At 68.1% G+C, this 14,701-nt stretch carries 15 protein-coding genes; 3 read left to right on the forward strand and 12 right to left on the reverse strand.

Annotated features, from left to right (window positions below; genetic code table 11):
- Window position 1 precedes the first annotated feature (1 nt).
- The 6 genes from SFC76_RS14285 to SFC76_RS14310 all read right to left on the reverse strand — a co-directional run bounded on the left by SFC76_RS14285 (window position 2) and on the right by SFC76_RS14310 (window position 6,669).
- Window positions 2–1,324 carry a sigma-54 dependent transcriptional regulator gene (locus tag SFC76_RS14285; RefSeq protein WP_322850108.1) on the reverse strand — a complete coding sequence of 441 codons (1,323 nt, stop codon included), beginning with the start codon at window positions 1,322–1,324 and terminating at the stop codon, window positions 2–4.
- Entirely contained in the window at window positions 1,321–3,081 is a 1,761-nt protein-coding gene (locus SFC76_RS14290; RefSeq protein ID WP_322850109.1) for a sensor histidine kinase, read from the reverse strand. Before SFC76_RS14290 ends, SFC76_RS14285 begins: the two co-directional genes overlap by 4 nt.
- Before the next feature lie 5 nt (window positions 3,082–3,086).
- Window positions 3,087–3,713 (reverse strand): TetR/AcrR family transcriptional regulator, encoded by a 627-nt coding sequence (locus SFC76_RS14295; protein ID WP_322850276.1) that lies wholly within the window; start codon window positions 3,711–3,713, stop codon window positions 3,087–3,089.
- Between the two features lie 176 nt (window positions 3,714–3,889).
- Entirely contained in the window at window positions 3,890–5,539 is a 1,650-nt protein-coding gene (locus tag SFC76_RS14300) for an NAD(P)/FAD-dependent oxidoreductase (RefSeq protein ID WP_322850110.1), read from the reverse strand.
- Between the two features lie 309 nt (window positions 5,540–5,848).
- Window positions 5,849–6,148 carry a putative quinol monooxygenase gene (locus SFC76_RS14305; protein ID WP_322850111.1) on the reverse strand — a complete coding sequence of 100 codons (300 nt, stop codon included), beginning with the start codon at window positions 6,146–6,148 and terminating at the stop codon, window positions 5,849–5,851.
- 59 nt (window positions 6,149–6,207) lie between these two features.
- Window positions 6,208–6,669, reverse strand: coding sequence for an NUDIX domain-containing protein (locus SFC76_RS14310; RefSeq protein WP_322850112.1), 462 nt, complete (start codon window positions 6,667–6,669; stop codon window positions 6,208–6,210).
- Between the two features lie 87 nt (window positions 6,670–6,756).
- On the opposite strand from SFC76_RS14310, the gene dcd reads away from it, so the two are divergent.
- Window positions 6,757–7,311: a dCTP deaminase gene (dcd, locus tag SFC76_RS14315; protein ID WP_322850113.1), complete on the forward strand. Its 555-nt coding sequence runs from the start codon at window positions 6,757–6,759 to the stop codon at window positions 7,309–7,311.
- Between the two features lie 245 nt (window positions 7,312–7,556).
- Here the strand turns inward: dcd and SFC76_RS14320 are convergent, their stop codons facing one another.
- Window positions 7,557–7,901, reverse strand: coding sequence for a tetratricopeptide repeat protein (locus SFC76_RS14320; RefSeq protein ID WP_322850114.1), 345 nt, complete (start codon window positions 7,899–7,901; stop codon window positions 7,557–7,559).
- A gap of 88 nt (window positions 7,902–7,989) precedes the next feature.
- On the reverse strand, window positions 7,990–9,849 hold the full coding sequence (locus tag SFC76_RS14325; protein ID WP_322850115.1) for an ABC transporter ATP-binding protein: 1,860 nt from the start codon (window positions 9,847–9,849) through the stop codon (window positions 7,990–7,992).
- 79 nt (window positions 9,850–9,928) lie between these two features.
- On the opposite strand from SFC76_RS14325, the gene SFC76_RS14330 reads away from it, so the two are divergent.
- The gene (locus SFC76_RS14330) at window positions 9,929–10,069 is read left to right on the forward strand and encodes a hypothetical protein (protein WP_322850116.1); all 141 of its coding nucleotides are present in this window, start codon (window positions 9,929–9,931) and stop codon (window positions 10,067–10,069) included.
- Window positions 10,070–11,031: 962 nt separating this feature from the next.
- On the opposite strand, the gene SFC76_RS14335 is transcribed toward SFC76_RS14330, so the two are convergent.
- The 4 genes from SFC76_RS14335 to SFC76_RS14350 form a co-directional block, all read right to left on the reverse strand.
- Window positions 11,032–11,460 (reverse strand): ExbD/TolR family protein, encoded by a 429-nt coding sequence (locus SFC76_RS14335; RefSeq protein ID WP_038663270.1) that lies wholly within the window; start codon window positions 11,458–11,460, stop codon window positions 11,032–11,034.
- 30 nt (window positions 11,461–11,490) lie between these two features.
- Window positions 11,491–11,970, reverse strand: coding sequence for an ExbD/TolR family protein (locus SFC76_RS14340; RefSeq protein ID WP_038663274.1), 480 nt, complete (start codon window positions 11,968–11,970; stop codon window positions 11,491–11,493).
- A 92-nt stretch (window positions 11,971–12,062) separates the two neighbouring features.
- The gene (locus tag SFC76_RS14345) at window positions 12,063–12,857 is read right to left on the reverse strand and encodes a MotA/TolQ/ExbB proton channel family protein (protein ID WP_322850117.1); all 795 of its coding nucleotides are present in this window, start codon (window positions 12,855–12,857) and stop codon (window positions 12,063–12,065) included.
- Window positions 12,858–12,932: 75 nt separating this feature from the next.
- Window positions 12,933–13,607 (reverse strand): energy transducer TonB, encoded by a 675-nt coding sequence (locus SFC76_RS14350; protein WP_322850118.1) that lies wholly within the window; start codon window positions 13,605–13,607, stop codon window positions 12,933–12,935.
- Between the two features lie 217 nt (window positions 13,608–13,824).
- Between SFC76_RS14350 and SFC76_RS14355 the strand changes: the two genes are divergently transcribed.
- Window positions 13,825–14,697: a hypothetical protein gene (locus SFC76_RS14355; RefSeq protein ID WP_322850119.1), complete on the forward strand. Its 873-nt coding sequence runs from the start codon at window positions 13,825–13,827 to the stop codon at window positions 14,695–14,697.
- The last annotated feature ends 4 nt before the right edge of the window (window positions 14,698–14,701 follow it).

Here is a 14,701-nt window from a genome sequence, read left to right on the forward strand (position 1 = left end):
GTCACTGCCGGCGGAAGGCGTCGGGATCGATGCCGTAGCGGCCGAGCTTGTAATAGAGCGTCTTGCGCGGGATGCCGAGCAGCTCGACCGCCTTGACGACGTTGCCCGCGCTGGCGCGCAACGCATCGACGATCACCCGCGTCTCGAATTCGGCGACCCGGCTCGGCAGGTCCTGCCGGTCCTCGCCGGGGGCGTCGTCCGCCGACAGCACGCAGGCGAAGGCGTAGTTGCGCAGCTCGCGCACGTTGCCCGGCCAGCCGTGCGCCAGCACGTGATGCCGCTCCGCCTCGCCGATCGCATAATCGGGCCGCGCGAGCGCTTCGCGCGCCTGATCGACGAAGGCGACGAACAGGAGCATCCGGTCGTGCTCGCGCTCGCGTAGCGGCGGCAGGTGGAGCCGGGTCATCGCCAGCCGGTGGTAGAGATCGGCGCGGAACCGCCCCGCCGCCACCGCCGCCGCCAGATCGCCGCGGCTGGTGGCGACGACGCGCAGGTTGACCGATTCGGCACGCTCGGCGCCGATCGGCTGCACCTCGCGCTCCTCGATGACGCGCGACAGCCCCGCCTGCATCGCCGGCGCCAGATCGTCGACCGCGTCGAGCAGCAGCGTGCCGCCGTTCGATGCCGCGATCGCGCCGGCCCGCGACAGCCGGGTATGCGCGACGCTGTCGGCGGCATGGCCGAACAGATCGGCGGCGCCCCCGTCCTCGGTCAGCGCGGTGCAGTCGACCGCGACGAACGGCCGCCCCCGCCGCGGTCCCAGCCGGTGCAACAGCAGCGCCGCCAGTTCCTTGCCCGTCCCCGTCTCGCCCTCGACCAGCACGTCGAGATCCGCCGCCGCCAGCCGCGCGATCGCGGCGCGCACCCGCACCATCGCCGCGCTCTCGCCGACCAGCGGGCTGTCCGCCTCGCCCATCTCGACCGCGGCGCGCAGCCGGCGGTTCTCGATCACCAGCGCGCGCCGCTCCAGCGCGCGGGCGATCGCGGCGACGAGATGATCGGTGGCGAACGGCTTGGTCAGGAAGTCGAACGCGCCGTCGCGCAGCGCCGACACCGCCATCGGCACGTCGCCATGGCCGGTGACGAGGATCACCGGCAGATCCCTGTCGAGCGCGCGCACGCGGGCGAGCAATTGCAGCCCGTCGATCCGCGGCATGCGGATGTCGGAGACGATCACACCGTCGAAATCGGCGGGCAATGCGGCGAGCGCCGCCTCCGCCCCGGCGAACGCGCGCACCGACAGCCCGGCCAGTTCGAGCGCCTGCACCGTCGCGAAGCGCAGCGCCTCGTCATCCTCGACGAACAGGACGGTCTGCCCGCTCATGCCAGCCGCAGCGTCAGCAGGAAGGTCGCGCCCGGCCCGCCCGGCGCCAGCGCCAGCTCGCCGCCGAATTCGCGTGCGATATCGCGCGCGATGGCGAGGCCGAGGCCCAGCCCCTCGGGCTTGGCGGAGGCGAAGGGGGTGAACAACGTATCGTCGAGGCTCGGGTCGATACCCGGGCCGGTGTCGGCGATGCGCACGATCAACTGATCCTCCTCCACCACCGCATCGATGGTCACGCGGCGATGATCGCGCGCCGCCACCGCGTCGAGCGCATTGCCGATCACGTTGACCAGGATCTGCTCCAGCCGGATGCGGTCGGCGACGACGCGGCGCGCGCGCAGATCGTCGGCGACCGCATCGACCACGACGCCGCGCGCGCGCTCGCCGATCAGCAGCAGCGTCCCCTCGATCGCCGCGCCGAGCGTCGGCGCGCCGCGCGACGGCGTGCGGCGGCGGGCGAAGGCGCGCAATTCGCCGGTGATCGTCGCGATCCGCGCGGTCAGGTCGACGATCCGGCCGAGATTCTCGCGCGCCCGGTCGGCGGCGCCGCGATCGAGCAGGATCGCGCCATTCTCCGCGAAGGTGCGGATCGCGGCGAGCGGCTGGTTGATCTCATGCGCGACGCCTGCGGTGATCTGGCCGAGCGACCCCAGGCGATTGGCCTGCGCCAGTTCCTCGCGCGCGGCGCGGAAGCGGCGATCCGCCTCGCCGCGCTCCTGCGATTCGACGATCAGCCGCGCATTGGCCTCGCGCAATTCGGCGGTGCGCCGCACCACCTCGCGCTCGAGCGATTCGCGCGCGCGCGCCTGCGATCGTCGCCGATTCGCGGCGCGCAGCCCGATACCGCCCACCAGCCCGAGCAGCAGGATCAGCCCGAGTCCCCATAACGCCGCCTGCGCGCGCGCCGCGGCGAGCGACGGGCGCAGCGGCGTCAGATGCAGCACGCGGCTGCCGGCGAGGGGCGCCGCGACCGCGGCGAGCCGATAGCGCACCATCCGCTTATCCTGCCGCACGCGGATATCGCGACCGTTCGCGGCGAAGGCGAGCGTCGCCGGCGGCGTGTCGCCGAACTGGCGCGACCGCCGCAGCGCCGCGCGCGTCGCGGCATCGACCGGCCGGGTCGGATGGAAGCGCCAGCCCGGCACGCTGGTGATCAGCACCAGCCCGCGCGCATCGGTAAGCACCGTCGCCCCCGCCGATTGCGCCCATTCGCGTTCGAGCCGGTCGAACTCGACCTTGACGACGATCACGCCCAGCTTGCGCCCGCCGCGATCGATCCGCCGTGCCAGATACAGGCCCGGCCGGCCGCTCACCGTGCCCAGCGCGAACAATTCGGAGGCGCCACGCGCCATCGCCTCGTCGAAATAGCGGCGGAAGGTATAATCCTGCCCGACGAAGCTGGTCGGCAATTGCCAGTTGCTCGCCGCCACCGCGCGACCGCGCGCGTCGATCGCATAGAGCACCGCGGCATCGGTGCGCGTCGCGAGCAGCTCCAGCGTCTCGTCGAGGCCGCGGACCGCCGCCGCATCGCCGCCGGCGAGCGCGCGCGGCACGTCGGGATATTCGGCGAGCACCAGCGGCAGCAGCCGGAATTTCTGCAATTCGCTGGCGAGCAGCCCGGCGTGGGTCCGTGCCAGCGCCGTCGCCTCGCGATCGGCGGCGGCGCGCGCCGCGCCATCCGCCCAGCGCGCGCCGGCCGCGACCACCAGCGCGACCAGCCCGGCCACCAGCAGCAGCCACGTCAGCCGTCGCGGCACGCGACCTAGCGCGTCGGCCAGATCGCCAGGCTCGTCTCGACCAGCCGTTCCAGATCGGCGCGGCTGGCGCCCGATCCGGCCTGCACTGCCATCCCCTGCAACAGCGCATAGAGATAGCAGGTGAGCCCGGTGACATCGACATGCGCGGGCAGATCGCCCTCGTCCTTGGCGCGCTCGAACCGCTCGACCAGCGCCGCCTGCGACGAGGCGCGGCGCGCGATCACGTCGGCCTTGATCGAATCGGCCTCCGCCCCGCACGGCATCGCGCTGATCACGCCCAGGCAGCCCTTGGGATCGCCACACTGGCTGGTCTGCATCGCCAGCGCGCCGCGCATGAAGCATTCCGCCACGCCGCGCGCGGTCGGCTGTTCCAGCGCCTGCCGGGTATAAGCGAGCTTCTCCGCCTCGTAGAGGTCCAGCGCCTTGTGGAACAACGCTTCCTTGTTGCCGAACGCGGCATAGAGGCTCGGCCGGGTGATCCCCATCGCCTCGGTCAGGTCGGCGAGCGACGCCCCCTCATAGCCCTTGCTCCAGAACACGCGCAGCGCCGCCGCCAGCGCCGTATCGGTGCAGAACTCGCGCGGCCGCCCTTTCGGGGGCAGCGGTGCCGGATCGGCGAGCGAGAGGGTCATGCTTTCCATATCGCTTAGTATAGAACTCGCGGGTGGCACAAACAAGGCAGTTGCGGACTGAAACCCTTTTGCCCGGTTCTGAAGGGGTTCGGGCGAATTCGTCGGATCGGTCGACGTTCAGTCTGTTGAAATTCCTCCCCCTTGCAGGGGAGGAATTGCACGGATGTCGATCTGGCCTAAGCCGCGTCGGCGAGCGCCGGCCGCATCCCCATCAAGTCCCGCGCCACCGCTTCGGCGATCTTGATGCCGTCGACCGCGGCCGACAGGATGCCGCCGGCATAACCAGCCCCCTCGCCCGCCGGATAGAGTCCGGCGGTGTTGACGCTCTGGAAATCGTCCCCCCGCGTGATCCGCACCGGCGAGGAGGTCCGCGTCTCGACCCCGGTCATCACCGCATCGGGGTGATCGTAGCCCGGGATCTGCTGCCCGAACGCCACCAGCGCCTCGCGCATCGCGGTCACCGCGAAATCGGGCAGGCAGTCGGCGAGATCGGTGAGATGCACGCCCGGCCGATAGGACGGAATGACGCTGCCCAATCTGGTCGACGGCCGCCCGGCAAGGAAATCGCCCAGTCGCTGCGCCGGTGCCATATAGCCGCCGCCGCCGACTTCGAACGCGCGCGTTTCCCAATGCCGCTGCAAGGCGATGCCGGCGAGCGGATCGCCGGGATAATCGCGCGCCGGATCGATGCCGACGACGATCCCCGAATTGGCGTTGCGCTCGTTGCGCGAATATTGGCTCATACCGTTGGTCGCGACCCGCCCCGGCTCGGAGGTCGCGGCGACCACCGTACCACCCGGACACATGCAGAAGCTGTAGACCGTCCGCCCGTTCTTGCAGTGGTGCGACAGGCTGTACGCCGCCGCGCCGAGATCGGGATGCCCCGCGCACGGCCCGAAGCGCGCCTCGTCGATCCAGCTTTGCGGATGCTCGATCCGCACGCCGATCGAGAACGGCTTGGCTTCGAGGAACACGCCGCGTTCGTGCAGCACGTGGAAGGTGTCGCGCGCGCTATGGCCGAGCGCGAGCACCACCGGCCCCTCGGCCGCCAGCCGTTCGCCGGTCTGCAGGCGGAGCGCGGCGACGCGGCGGTTGCCCGCCGCATCGGTGTCGATCTCCAGATCGTCGACGCGATGCTGGAAGCGATATTCGCCGCCCAGCGCCTCGACGCTCGCACGCATGCTCTCGACCATCGTGACGAGGCGGAACGTGCCGATATGCGGATGCGCCTCGGTGAGGATCTCGGGCGGCGCCCCGGCCTTGACGAATTCAGTCAGCACCTTGCGGCCGAGATGGCGCGGGTCCTTGATCTGGCTCCACAATTTGCCGTCGGAGAAGGTGCCGGCACCGCCCTCGCCGAACTGCACGTTCGATTCGGGGTTGAGCTCGCTGCGCCGCCACAGGCCCCAGGTGTCCTTGGTCCGCTCGCGCACCACCTTGCCGCGATCGAGGATGATCGGCCGGAAGCCCATCTGCGCGAGGATCAGCCCGGCGAACAGCCCGCACGGCCCGGCACCGACCACGATCGGGCGCGGCCCGGCGTAACCGGCGGGCGCCTTGGCGACGAAGCGATAGCCGGTGTCGGGCGTCGGATTGACGTGGCGGTCGCGCTTGAACTTGGCGAGCAGCGGCGCCTCGTTCTTCACCGTAACGTCCACAGAATAGACGAAATGGATGTCCATCTTGTCGCGCGCGTCATGCGCCCGCCGCGCCACGGTGTACCGGACCAGATCGCGCGGCGTGATCCGCAGCCGGTTGCGGATCGCGGCAGCCAGCGCCTCCTCCGGATGGTTGAGGGGCAGCTTCAATTCGGTGATGCGGAGCATGGCGCATGATAGCGGATTTCGGCAGATGCGGCCAGCGGCGCTTGGGGCGTTCCGCTGCGGGCTCGGGCAACTTATCCCCACGGCCGAGACGACGAAGCTCGCGCGGCTTCCTCATACGGACCGTCACCCCGGACTCGTTCCGGGGTCCACTGGGCCGCAAGATACGATCGCCGAGCCTATATCCTCGCCGCGGAGACCCAGAACGAGTCGAGACCTCCGCAAAACACCGGATGTACCCCGGCGAAGGCCGGCGCAAGTGCACCGACGTCCGCAGCGATCGCGAACGCATCCGGAGCAACGGGCCGTCCCCTACCCCGCCACGTCCACCGCCTTGGTCACGATGATCTCCGGCCGTGCCGCCGCCAGATCGCGCGCCGCCATCCCGAACGCCTTGAAATGCTCCGATTGCATATGCGCCTGCACCGCCGCCTGGTCGGCGTAGAGTTCGTTGAAGACGAAGCGCCGCGCGCCCTCGGTCTCGCGCCACAGCTCGTAATGCAGCGTTCCCGGCTCGGCGCGCGATGCCGCGACGCAGACCTTCGCCGCGGCAACGAATGCGTCTTCCTGCCCCGGCTTCACCGTGACGAATGCGATCACCTTGATTGTCATAGCTTCTGTCCCTGTGCTGCGAGCGAACGACGTGGGCGCGTTTCGCCGGGGCGGCAAGCCTACCAGCGACCATCCGGTGTCGCGACGCCGCGATGTTCGGCGATCCGCCGCGCGGTCGCCGGCGAAACCGCATCGGGCAGCGCATCGAGTGCGAAGAACCGCGCCTCGGCCAACTCGACCGCATGCGCCACCGGAGGATCGCCGGTCGCCCCGCGGAACAGGAAGACGGTGTCGCGCCGTCCCTCCGCGCGCGCCTCGTAGCGGGCCACCGCCACCACATCGGCGAGGACGCAGCCGGTCTCCTCCGCCAGCTCGCGGACCGCGGCGGCGGCGGGCGCCTCGCGCCGGCCGATGCCGCCCCCCGGCAGCATCCACAGGTCCGACCGGCCATACCGATGCCGCACCAGCAACAGCCGGCCAGCGGGATCGAACGCCATCACCTTCACGCCCTTCGTCCGCCAGCCGAGCAGCGCCATCGTCCGGCGGCGCGTGCGGTGGGCGAGGTCGACCAGCGGGCGCATCGCCGCAGCTTAGGCAATGGCGCGCACGCTGACCAGCTTGCCTCCTCGCCCCGAACCGGCGAAGAGGCGCGGCGAAGGGGAAGCCGAATGTCCGTCCTGTCCGACCGCTGGATCCGCGAGGCCGCGCTGACCCAGCAGATGATCGAACCGTTCGTCGAGAGCCAGCGCCGCGAAGGCTGCATCAGCTACGGCCTGTCCTCCTACGGCTATGACGCGCGCGTCGCCGACGAGTTCAAGATCTTCACCAACGTCGACAATGCACTGGTCGACCCGAAGGATTTCGCCTCGAACAGCTTCGTCGACCGCAAGACCGACGTCTGCATCATCCCGCCGAACAGCTTCGCGCTGGCGCGGACGGTCGAATATTTCCGGGTACCGCGCGACGTGCTGGTCATCTGCCTCGGCAAATCGACCTATGCGCGCTGCGGGATCATCGTCAACGTGACCCCGCTCGAACCCGGCTGGGAGGGGCATGTCACGCTGGAATTCTCGAACACGACGCCGCTGCCGGCCAAGATCTACGCCAACGAGGGCGCGTGCCAGTTCCTGTTCCTGCGCGGCAACGAGCCATGCGAGGTGAGCTACGCGGACCGCGCGGGGAAATATATGGGCCAGCGCGGGGTCACCCTGCCGCGGCTTTGAGGGGGCGGGCCGAAGTCTCTTTATGCATCGGCCTCGTTCGAGATTTTGGCAAAACACCTTACTGTACCCCGGCGAAGGCCGGGGCCTAGTTGGGAAAGCCTTGGTAAGGTATCACACACTCCGCCCAACTGGACCCCGACCTCCGCCGGGGTACACGCTCGAGTGTCACGAGCCGATCTTCGCAGAACTCTCGACTCGTTCAGCGGTGACGGTGCATTCGGACTGACCCGAACGCACCAGCGCACTCACCGCGTCGCGATCTGCGTCTGCAACCGTGACCGGCCGCGCGTCGCGACGTCGTGCGACGACACTACCGCGCCGTCGGGCATATCCATCGCGACCACCGGCCGCTGCAACACGTCGTCGTACAGGCTCCGCGCCTCGGCGGTGCGGCCGATCCGCGCATAGGCCACCGCCAGATTCAGCATCAGTTCGGGGCGATCCGGAAAAATCCGCCGCTCCGCTTCGAGTCGTTTCGCCGCCGCGGTGAAATCCCCCGCAGCGATCGCCTGATAGCCCGTCCGGTCCGTGGCCAGTGCCGGCGTCGTCAGGCATGCACCCGCCAGCATCGTCGCGACAATCATACGCATTGCATCGTCTCCTTCTCCCGCCTGAACGGCAGGTTTCACTTTTGTGACAGTGTTGTGTCACTTCAAAGACAATGATGCAAGCGGCGGCTCAGTTCCGTTCGGTTACCCCCTGCCAGGCGTTACGGACCATTCGTCCGAGATGCTCACGGCTGCGGTCGGAGAGGTGGCGCAGTCGCTCCCCGGCGGCGGAAATGCCGGTGCTGCGATCGAGTCCCTCGACCTGCATCACCCACAATTGCCGGAACGCGCCGCCCTTCTGCCGCAGCAGATGCTGCGGCGGCCCGTCCTCGACGACGCGGCCGTCGACCAGCACGACGACGCGGTCGAAGCCGGCGATCGTCGACAGGCGATGCGCCACTGCGATCACCGTCCGGTTCTCGATCAGCGCTTCCAGCCCGTTCTGCACCTCGAGCTCCGACTCGGAATCGAGCGCCGAGGTCGCCTCGTCGAGCAGCACGACGCGCGCGTTCTTGAGGAAGGCGCGCGCGATGCCGATGCGCTGGCGCTGCCCGCCCGACAGATTGGTGCCGCGCTCACCGACGATACTGTCATAGCCGTGCGGCAGGCGGCGGATGAAATCGTCGCAGCCCGCGGTCTGCGCGGCGCGATAGACCTCCTCGTCGCTCGCATCCGGCTTGGCGAAGCGGATATTCTCCATCACCGAGCGGTGGAACAGCATCACCTCCTGCGGCACCACCGCGAGCGCATCGCGCAGGCTCTCCTGCGTCACCTCGCGGATATCCTGGCCGTCGATCGCGACATGGCCGCCCTGCGGATCGTGGAACCGCTGGATGAGCTGGAGCAGCGACGATTTGCCCGCGCCCGATGGGCCGACGATGCCGACCTTCTGCCCCGCCGGGATGACCAGCGACAGATCGTGCAGCACCGGATGCGACGGATCGTAGCCGAAGGTGACGTGCGACAGCTCCACCCGCCCCTCGCCGACGCGCAGCCGGGCGGCTTGCTCCGCATCGCTCAACGTCTGCGGTACGCCGATGATGTCGAGCGTCTCGCGCAGATAGCTGAACTGCTGGCTGGTATCGATCAGCGCCATCGCTAGGTCGCGCGAACCGTGGAGGATGCGGAACGTCATCGTGCTGATCACGACGACGTCGCCGGTCGATATCGCATGCGCCGACCACCGGCCGATCGCCCAGATCAACGTGCCGCCGACCAGGATCGCCAGCGCGAGATCGTGCAGCCCGCGCATCTGCTCGACGAAGAACCAGCCGCGCCGCTGCGCGCTCGCCTCGTCGTCGAGGAAGCCCTGCAACCGCGACAATTCGCGGCGGTGCGCCGCAAAGGCCTTCACCACCCAGATGTTGCCGATCAGATCGACCAGCTCGCCGCCGACGGTGCCGGCATGTTCGGCGAACGCCTTGTGGTGGACATGCCCCTGCAACCCCAGCGCCACCAGGACGACGGTGACGATCACGAACACGATGCCGAGCACCAGCGCCATGCCCGGATCGATGCTGACGAAGATGATCATGGCGCCGACGAAGGCGATCAGTGGCGGCGTCACCTCCTGCAACAACCGGTGGACGATCGCGCCGAAGATCCCCGCCAGCCCCGACACGCGGTGCCCGAGCGAGCCGGCGCGCTGGTTCTGGAAGAAGGGCATCTGATGCCCGGTGAGATAATCGACCATGTCGAGCCGGATATCGACGCCCGACACCACGGTGGCATGACCGAGCGTCAGCGCCGCGGCACGCTGCAACGCGCTTTCCACCACCACCAGAGCGAGGAAGACGCCGAGGAACGTATAGACGGCGGCACGGACGCGATCCGAGCCGGTCATCGCATCGATCAGCAGCTTCAACGCATATTGCACCCCGATCGAACTGACCGACGAGCCCGCGACCAGCAGGCCGAGCAACAGGAAGGTCCAGGGACGGACGCGGATATAATGGAGCAGGAACCGGAACGGACTGCGGAGATAGGGCACGGCAGATAGTCTCCCGGATATGTCCCGATGTTGCGCCGCAGCAACGATCTTGGCAATCCGGTTGAGGCAAGGAGATGGAATGGCCGGACAGGTGCCGGATCAGGACGGGGCGGACGGGGCGAACGGCACGCAGCGCTATATCGCCCCGATCCCGCCCGATCCGCACCCCAACCGTGTTCCGGCGAACGCCGGAACCCAGGGTCAAGCAGAGCGACGATAATTGCAGCTCGAACACCCGCCCGACCGACGCCGACACCTCCGTCCCGCAGACACTGCACTCAGATCTGCGCCAACCCGCCGTCGATGGACATCTCGACGCCGTGGACGTCGCGCGATCCTTCACCGGCGAGAAAGCGCACCACCGCGGCGACACCCTCCGGTCACCGAGCTGATCCGCCGGCGACGCCTGCGCGGCCCAGCCCCGCCCCCCGAAGCGCCCTCACCGATACCGGGCCCAACTGTCCCCGCTTCCGGCGCAGCGCTTAAAGGAAGGATTGTGTCACGCAGAGGCGCGGAGGACGCGGAGATGTAGCGCCCGCGGGGGCCTCACCCTTCATCACGGAGCGAAGAATAGGGCTACGACCACGGCAAACGCACCACCTCCGCGCCTCCGCCCGAACAATCTTCTTTACGACACCTCGTTATACCGCCCCGTGCCAAATTGCTCGGATGTCGCCTACCTTGATGCCGCGCTGCGGAACACTCCCGCTTGTATGGCATCGCTCAAACCCCGCCCGCGGCAACACTCCTACCGATCCCACCGCCCCCATACGCAAAGGGGCGGGTCCTGACGTTACGACGGTGAATGTCGATCCCGCCTAGATCGCCGTAGAGCCTGCGGGAGCACATAGAAAGATCATGTCGCGCGAAGGCGCGAAGGCGCGAAGGCGCGAAGGGAAGGCGCGTTCGGCGCTGTTGAGACTATTCTTACGGCCCATGATGTAAGCGAGGCCACCGCGTGCGCTGCACCTCCGCGTCCTCCGCGCCTCCGCGCGAACAATCCTTCTTTTCGACGTCTCGTTCTGCCGTCCGATATCAGAATTGCTCCGACGACGCTCACCTTGGTGGCCGAACCAGAAACCCCGCCCGCACGGCATCTCGCGTCTTAGAAACGCCCGCCCCTGAACGCAAAAAGGGCGGCTCCTTGCGGAACCGCCCCTGTCATCCGTCATCCGATCGCGATCAGAAGTCGTTGCGATATTGTTCGTTGCCGATGAAACCGAGCTTGGTCACCGCCGAGCGCTTGATCACCGCCAGCGTCTGGTCGACCTTGTCGTACTTCGCCGCCGGATCGGGCTGGAAGTGCAGCTCCGGTTCCGGGTTGATCGCCGCAGCGGCGTCGAGATAGGTGCGCAGCGTCACCTCGTCGACGGGAACGCCGTTCCAAGACACCGTGCCGGCGGCATCGATGATGATCTTGTTCTTCTGCGGATCGACCGGCGGCTTGACGTTCCGCGGGTCATTGACCGGCAGATCGACCTTGACCGCATGCGTCGGGATGGGAAGCGTGATGATGAACATGATGAGGAGCACGAGCATGACGTCGATCAACGGCGTCGTGTTCATTTCCATCATCGGCTCGCCATCTTCCGAGCCACCACTCATTGCCATGTCAGATACTCCTGGGTCGGGCGGGGCGGATTAGCCACCCGCGGGCGGCGGCTGCGAAATGAAGCCGACCTTGGCGAAGCCGGCCTGCTGCATCGTGTAGACCGTGCCGCCGATGCACTTGTAGGGGGTGTTCACGTCACCGCGGATATGGACTTCCGGCAGTTCGAGATCGGGGTTGCCTGCGCCACCCTGACGATCGATCTCCAGCTTGAGCTTGTCGACCGCGCGGGTCAGCAGGTCCTTGCTGGTGATCGGCGACGTGCCCCAATAGACCAGGCAGCTGCCGTCCGGCTTGGTCGTCACCGACAGCAGGACGTTCTCGGGCTTGGTCGTCGTCGGATCGAAACGGACCTTGGGCAGGACGATGCCCTTGACCGTCTGGATCGCCACCGGAACGGCGATCAGGAAGATGATCAGAAGCACCAGCATCACGTCCACGAGAGGCGTGGTGTTGATGTCCGACAAGGGTTTTTCGGAGGAACCTCCTCCTCCGCCAGCGCTCATCGCCATGTGCGAGCTATCCTATCCATTCAATCTAGCCGGCGACCGAACGTCGCCGGCCGGTCGCGGGGCCACCCGAAGGCGGCCCCGCAGCCTTATCGTTACGGGCGGGTCTGCACGCCACCGGTCTGGCCGGCGGTCGTGGTTGCCGCTGCCGGCTTCACCGGGGCCTTGGCGACCGGCGCACCGGCGACCGTCGGCTTGACCGCACCGTTCGAGGCGAGGAAGCCCAGCACGTCGTTCGAGAAGGCCGACAGGTCTTCCGCAATCGACTTGTTGCGACGCTGCAGCCAGTTGTAGGCGAGCACCGCGGGAACCGCGACGACCAGGCCGAGTGCGGTCATGATGAGCGCCTCACCGACCGGACCGGCGACCTTGTCGATCGAGGGATCGCCCGACGCACCGATCTTGATCAGCGCGCGGTAGATGCCGACCACGGTACCGAACAGGCCGATGAACGGCGCGGTCGCGCCGACCGTCGCGAGGAAGGCGAGACCGCCGCCCAGCTTCGAGTTGATCGCCGCTTCCGAGCGGGCGAGCGAACCGTGCAGCCAGTCGTGCGCCTCGACCGGATCGGTCAGCTTGGCGTGCTGGTCCTGCGCCTGCAGGCCGTCGTCGACGAGCTGCTTGTACGCCGAGTTCTTGTCGAGCTTGGCGGCACCTTCGCGCAGGTTCGGCGAGCTCCAGAAGCCCTGACGGACGCGCTTGGCCTGGTTGATGATCTTCTGCTGCTCGAACAGCTTCGAGAACAGGATGTAGAACGACACGATCGACATGATCACGAGGATCGTGAACACCGACTGCGAGATGAGGCCGCCTTCCTTCAGAGCGGCCTGGAGGCCGAACTGGTTTTCGGCTGCCGCGGTGCCGCCGGCCGCGAGAATGGTGGTGAGCATTGGAATTTCGTCCTTATCAAACGGTGTAGAAGTTCGGGGAGGATCCGCCCGCCGTCGCGGCGGGCGGAGACCGCATCATTCCTTCGGGATCTTCCAGACCACGCGCCGCGACTGGGTGGTCGCGAGCGGGTTGCCGGCCACGTCGGTCGCCGGGGAGTAACGTCCCCGCCGGGTGATCGCGGCACATGCCGCCCGGTCCAGCGCGGTCGAACCGCTCGACTGGGTGGTGTGGCAGTTTTCGACGCGCCCCTGCGCATTGATCGTCCAGGCGATTACGCTGGTGCCTTCCTCGTTGTTACGCAGCGAGCTCGGCGGGTAATCGTCGTTCGTGATCCAGTCCGCGGGGTTGCCCTTGGCACCCGCTGCCTTGCTGACCGTCGAGACGGCCGGCGGCGCAGGCGGAGCCGGCGGTGCAGGCGGCGCGGCGATCGGCGTCATATTGACGGCGGGCGGCGGCGTCGAGACCGTCTGGATCACCACGGGCGGCGGATTCGGATTCTGCACGATCGGCGGCGGCGACACCACGGGGGGCGGCGTCATCGGCGTATCGGGCGGCGGGGGCGGCGGCTCGTCCGGCGGCGGGGGAGGCGGCTCCTCCACGTCGAACGTGTTAAGTTTTTCTTGGGCCTTTTTCACGTATTGGTACGCGAGCCCGGTGACGAAGGCGTAGCCCAGCGCCGCATGGATGAGCACGACGATGACGATCGCGACCACCCTGCCACCGGACATCTTCTGGTCAGCATAGGCCATTCAGCAACGACACTCCCTAATCTCTCGGTCCTCGCAGCGCCCGGGGGAAGAGCGCGCGTAGGTCCCTGCCCCGGCTGGCGCCGTGTGTGACAGTCCGCAAACCCTATCGCCCCGTTTCCCGCCGCGCAAACGCTTTGTCGGACGCAACAAACGTACAATCGTTTAGCGACACTTTTATTTCTGTATCGTTCAGGTGCATTCGGCTAGCGATTTCGGCATGATACCGCGATTCCGCTCCGCCCTGCTCGCCGCCGTCGCGCTCGCCGCATTGCCCGCCGCCGCCGCGATTCCGGGCCAAAGCGCCCCGATTTCCGTGGGTTCAGCGAATATTGGGAGCGGTATCAGTTATGCCGACCTCACCGATCTGGTGATCGCCTCCCCGGTCATCGCCGACGCGACGATCCGCTCGGCGGTGCGCCTCAAAGGCGCCGACGCATTGGGCGTAGCGCCTGGATTTACGCGTTATTATGTCGAGGCGGATCTCGGTGCGCTGGTCCGCGGCACCGGCGGATTGCCGCCACGAATCGGCTATCTCTTGGATATTGCACCCGATTCGTCGGGCCGTTTGCCCAAATTGAAGAAAATGAGGGTGCTGCTGTTCGGCCGCCCGGTCGCGGGGCGTCCCGATCAGATACAATTGGCCGCGCCGGACGCGCAGATTGTCTGGACGCCCGCGGACGACGCGCGGATTCGCACGATCGCGACCGCGCTGGTCGACGCCGATGCGCCGCCGGTGATCACTGGTATCGGTAACGTCTTCCACGTCCCCGGCGCCTTGCCGGGCGAGGGCGAGACGCAGGTCTTCCTGACCACCGCCAATGGCGCGCCGGTGTCGCTGACCGTGCTGCGCCGCCCCGGCGAACAGCCGCGCTGGGCGGTGGCCCTGTCCGAGATCGTCGACGAGGCGGCCGCCCCGCCGGCGCGCGACACCCTGCTCTGGTATCGCCTCGCCTGCGCGCTGCCCGCCGAACTGCCCGAGCGCAGCACCGCCTCGCTCGCCGCGTCCGACGCGACGCTCGCGCGCGAGGATTATGGCTATGTCCTCCAACAGCTCGGGCCATGCCGGCGGACGCGAACGATCCGCCAGTAACCGC

The sequence above is a fragment of the Sphingomonas sp. CD22 genome (assembly GCF_034556155.1).
Taxonomy (GTDB): Bacteria; Pseudomonadota; Alphaproteobacteria; order Sphingomonadales; family Sphingomonadaceae; genus Sphingomonas.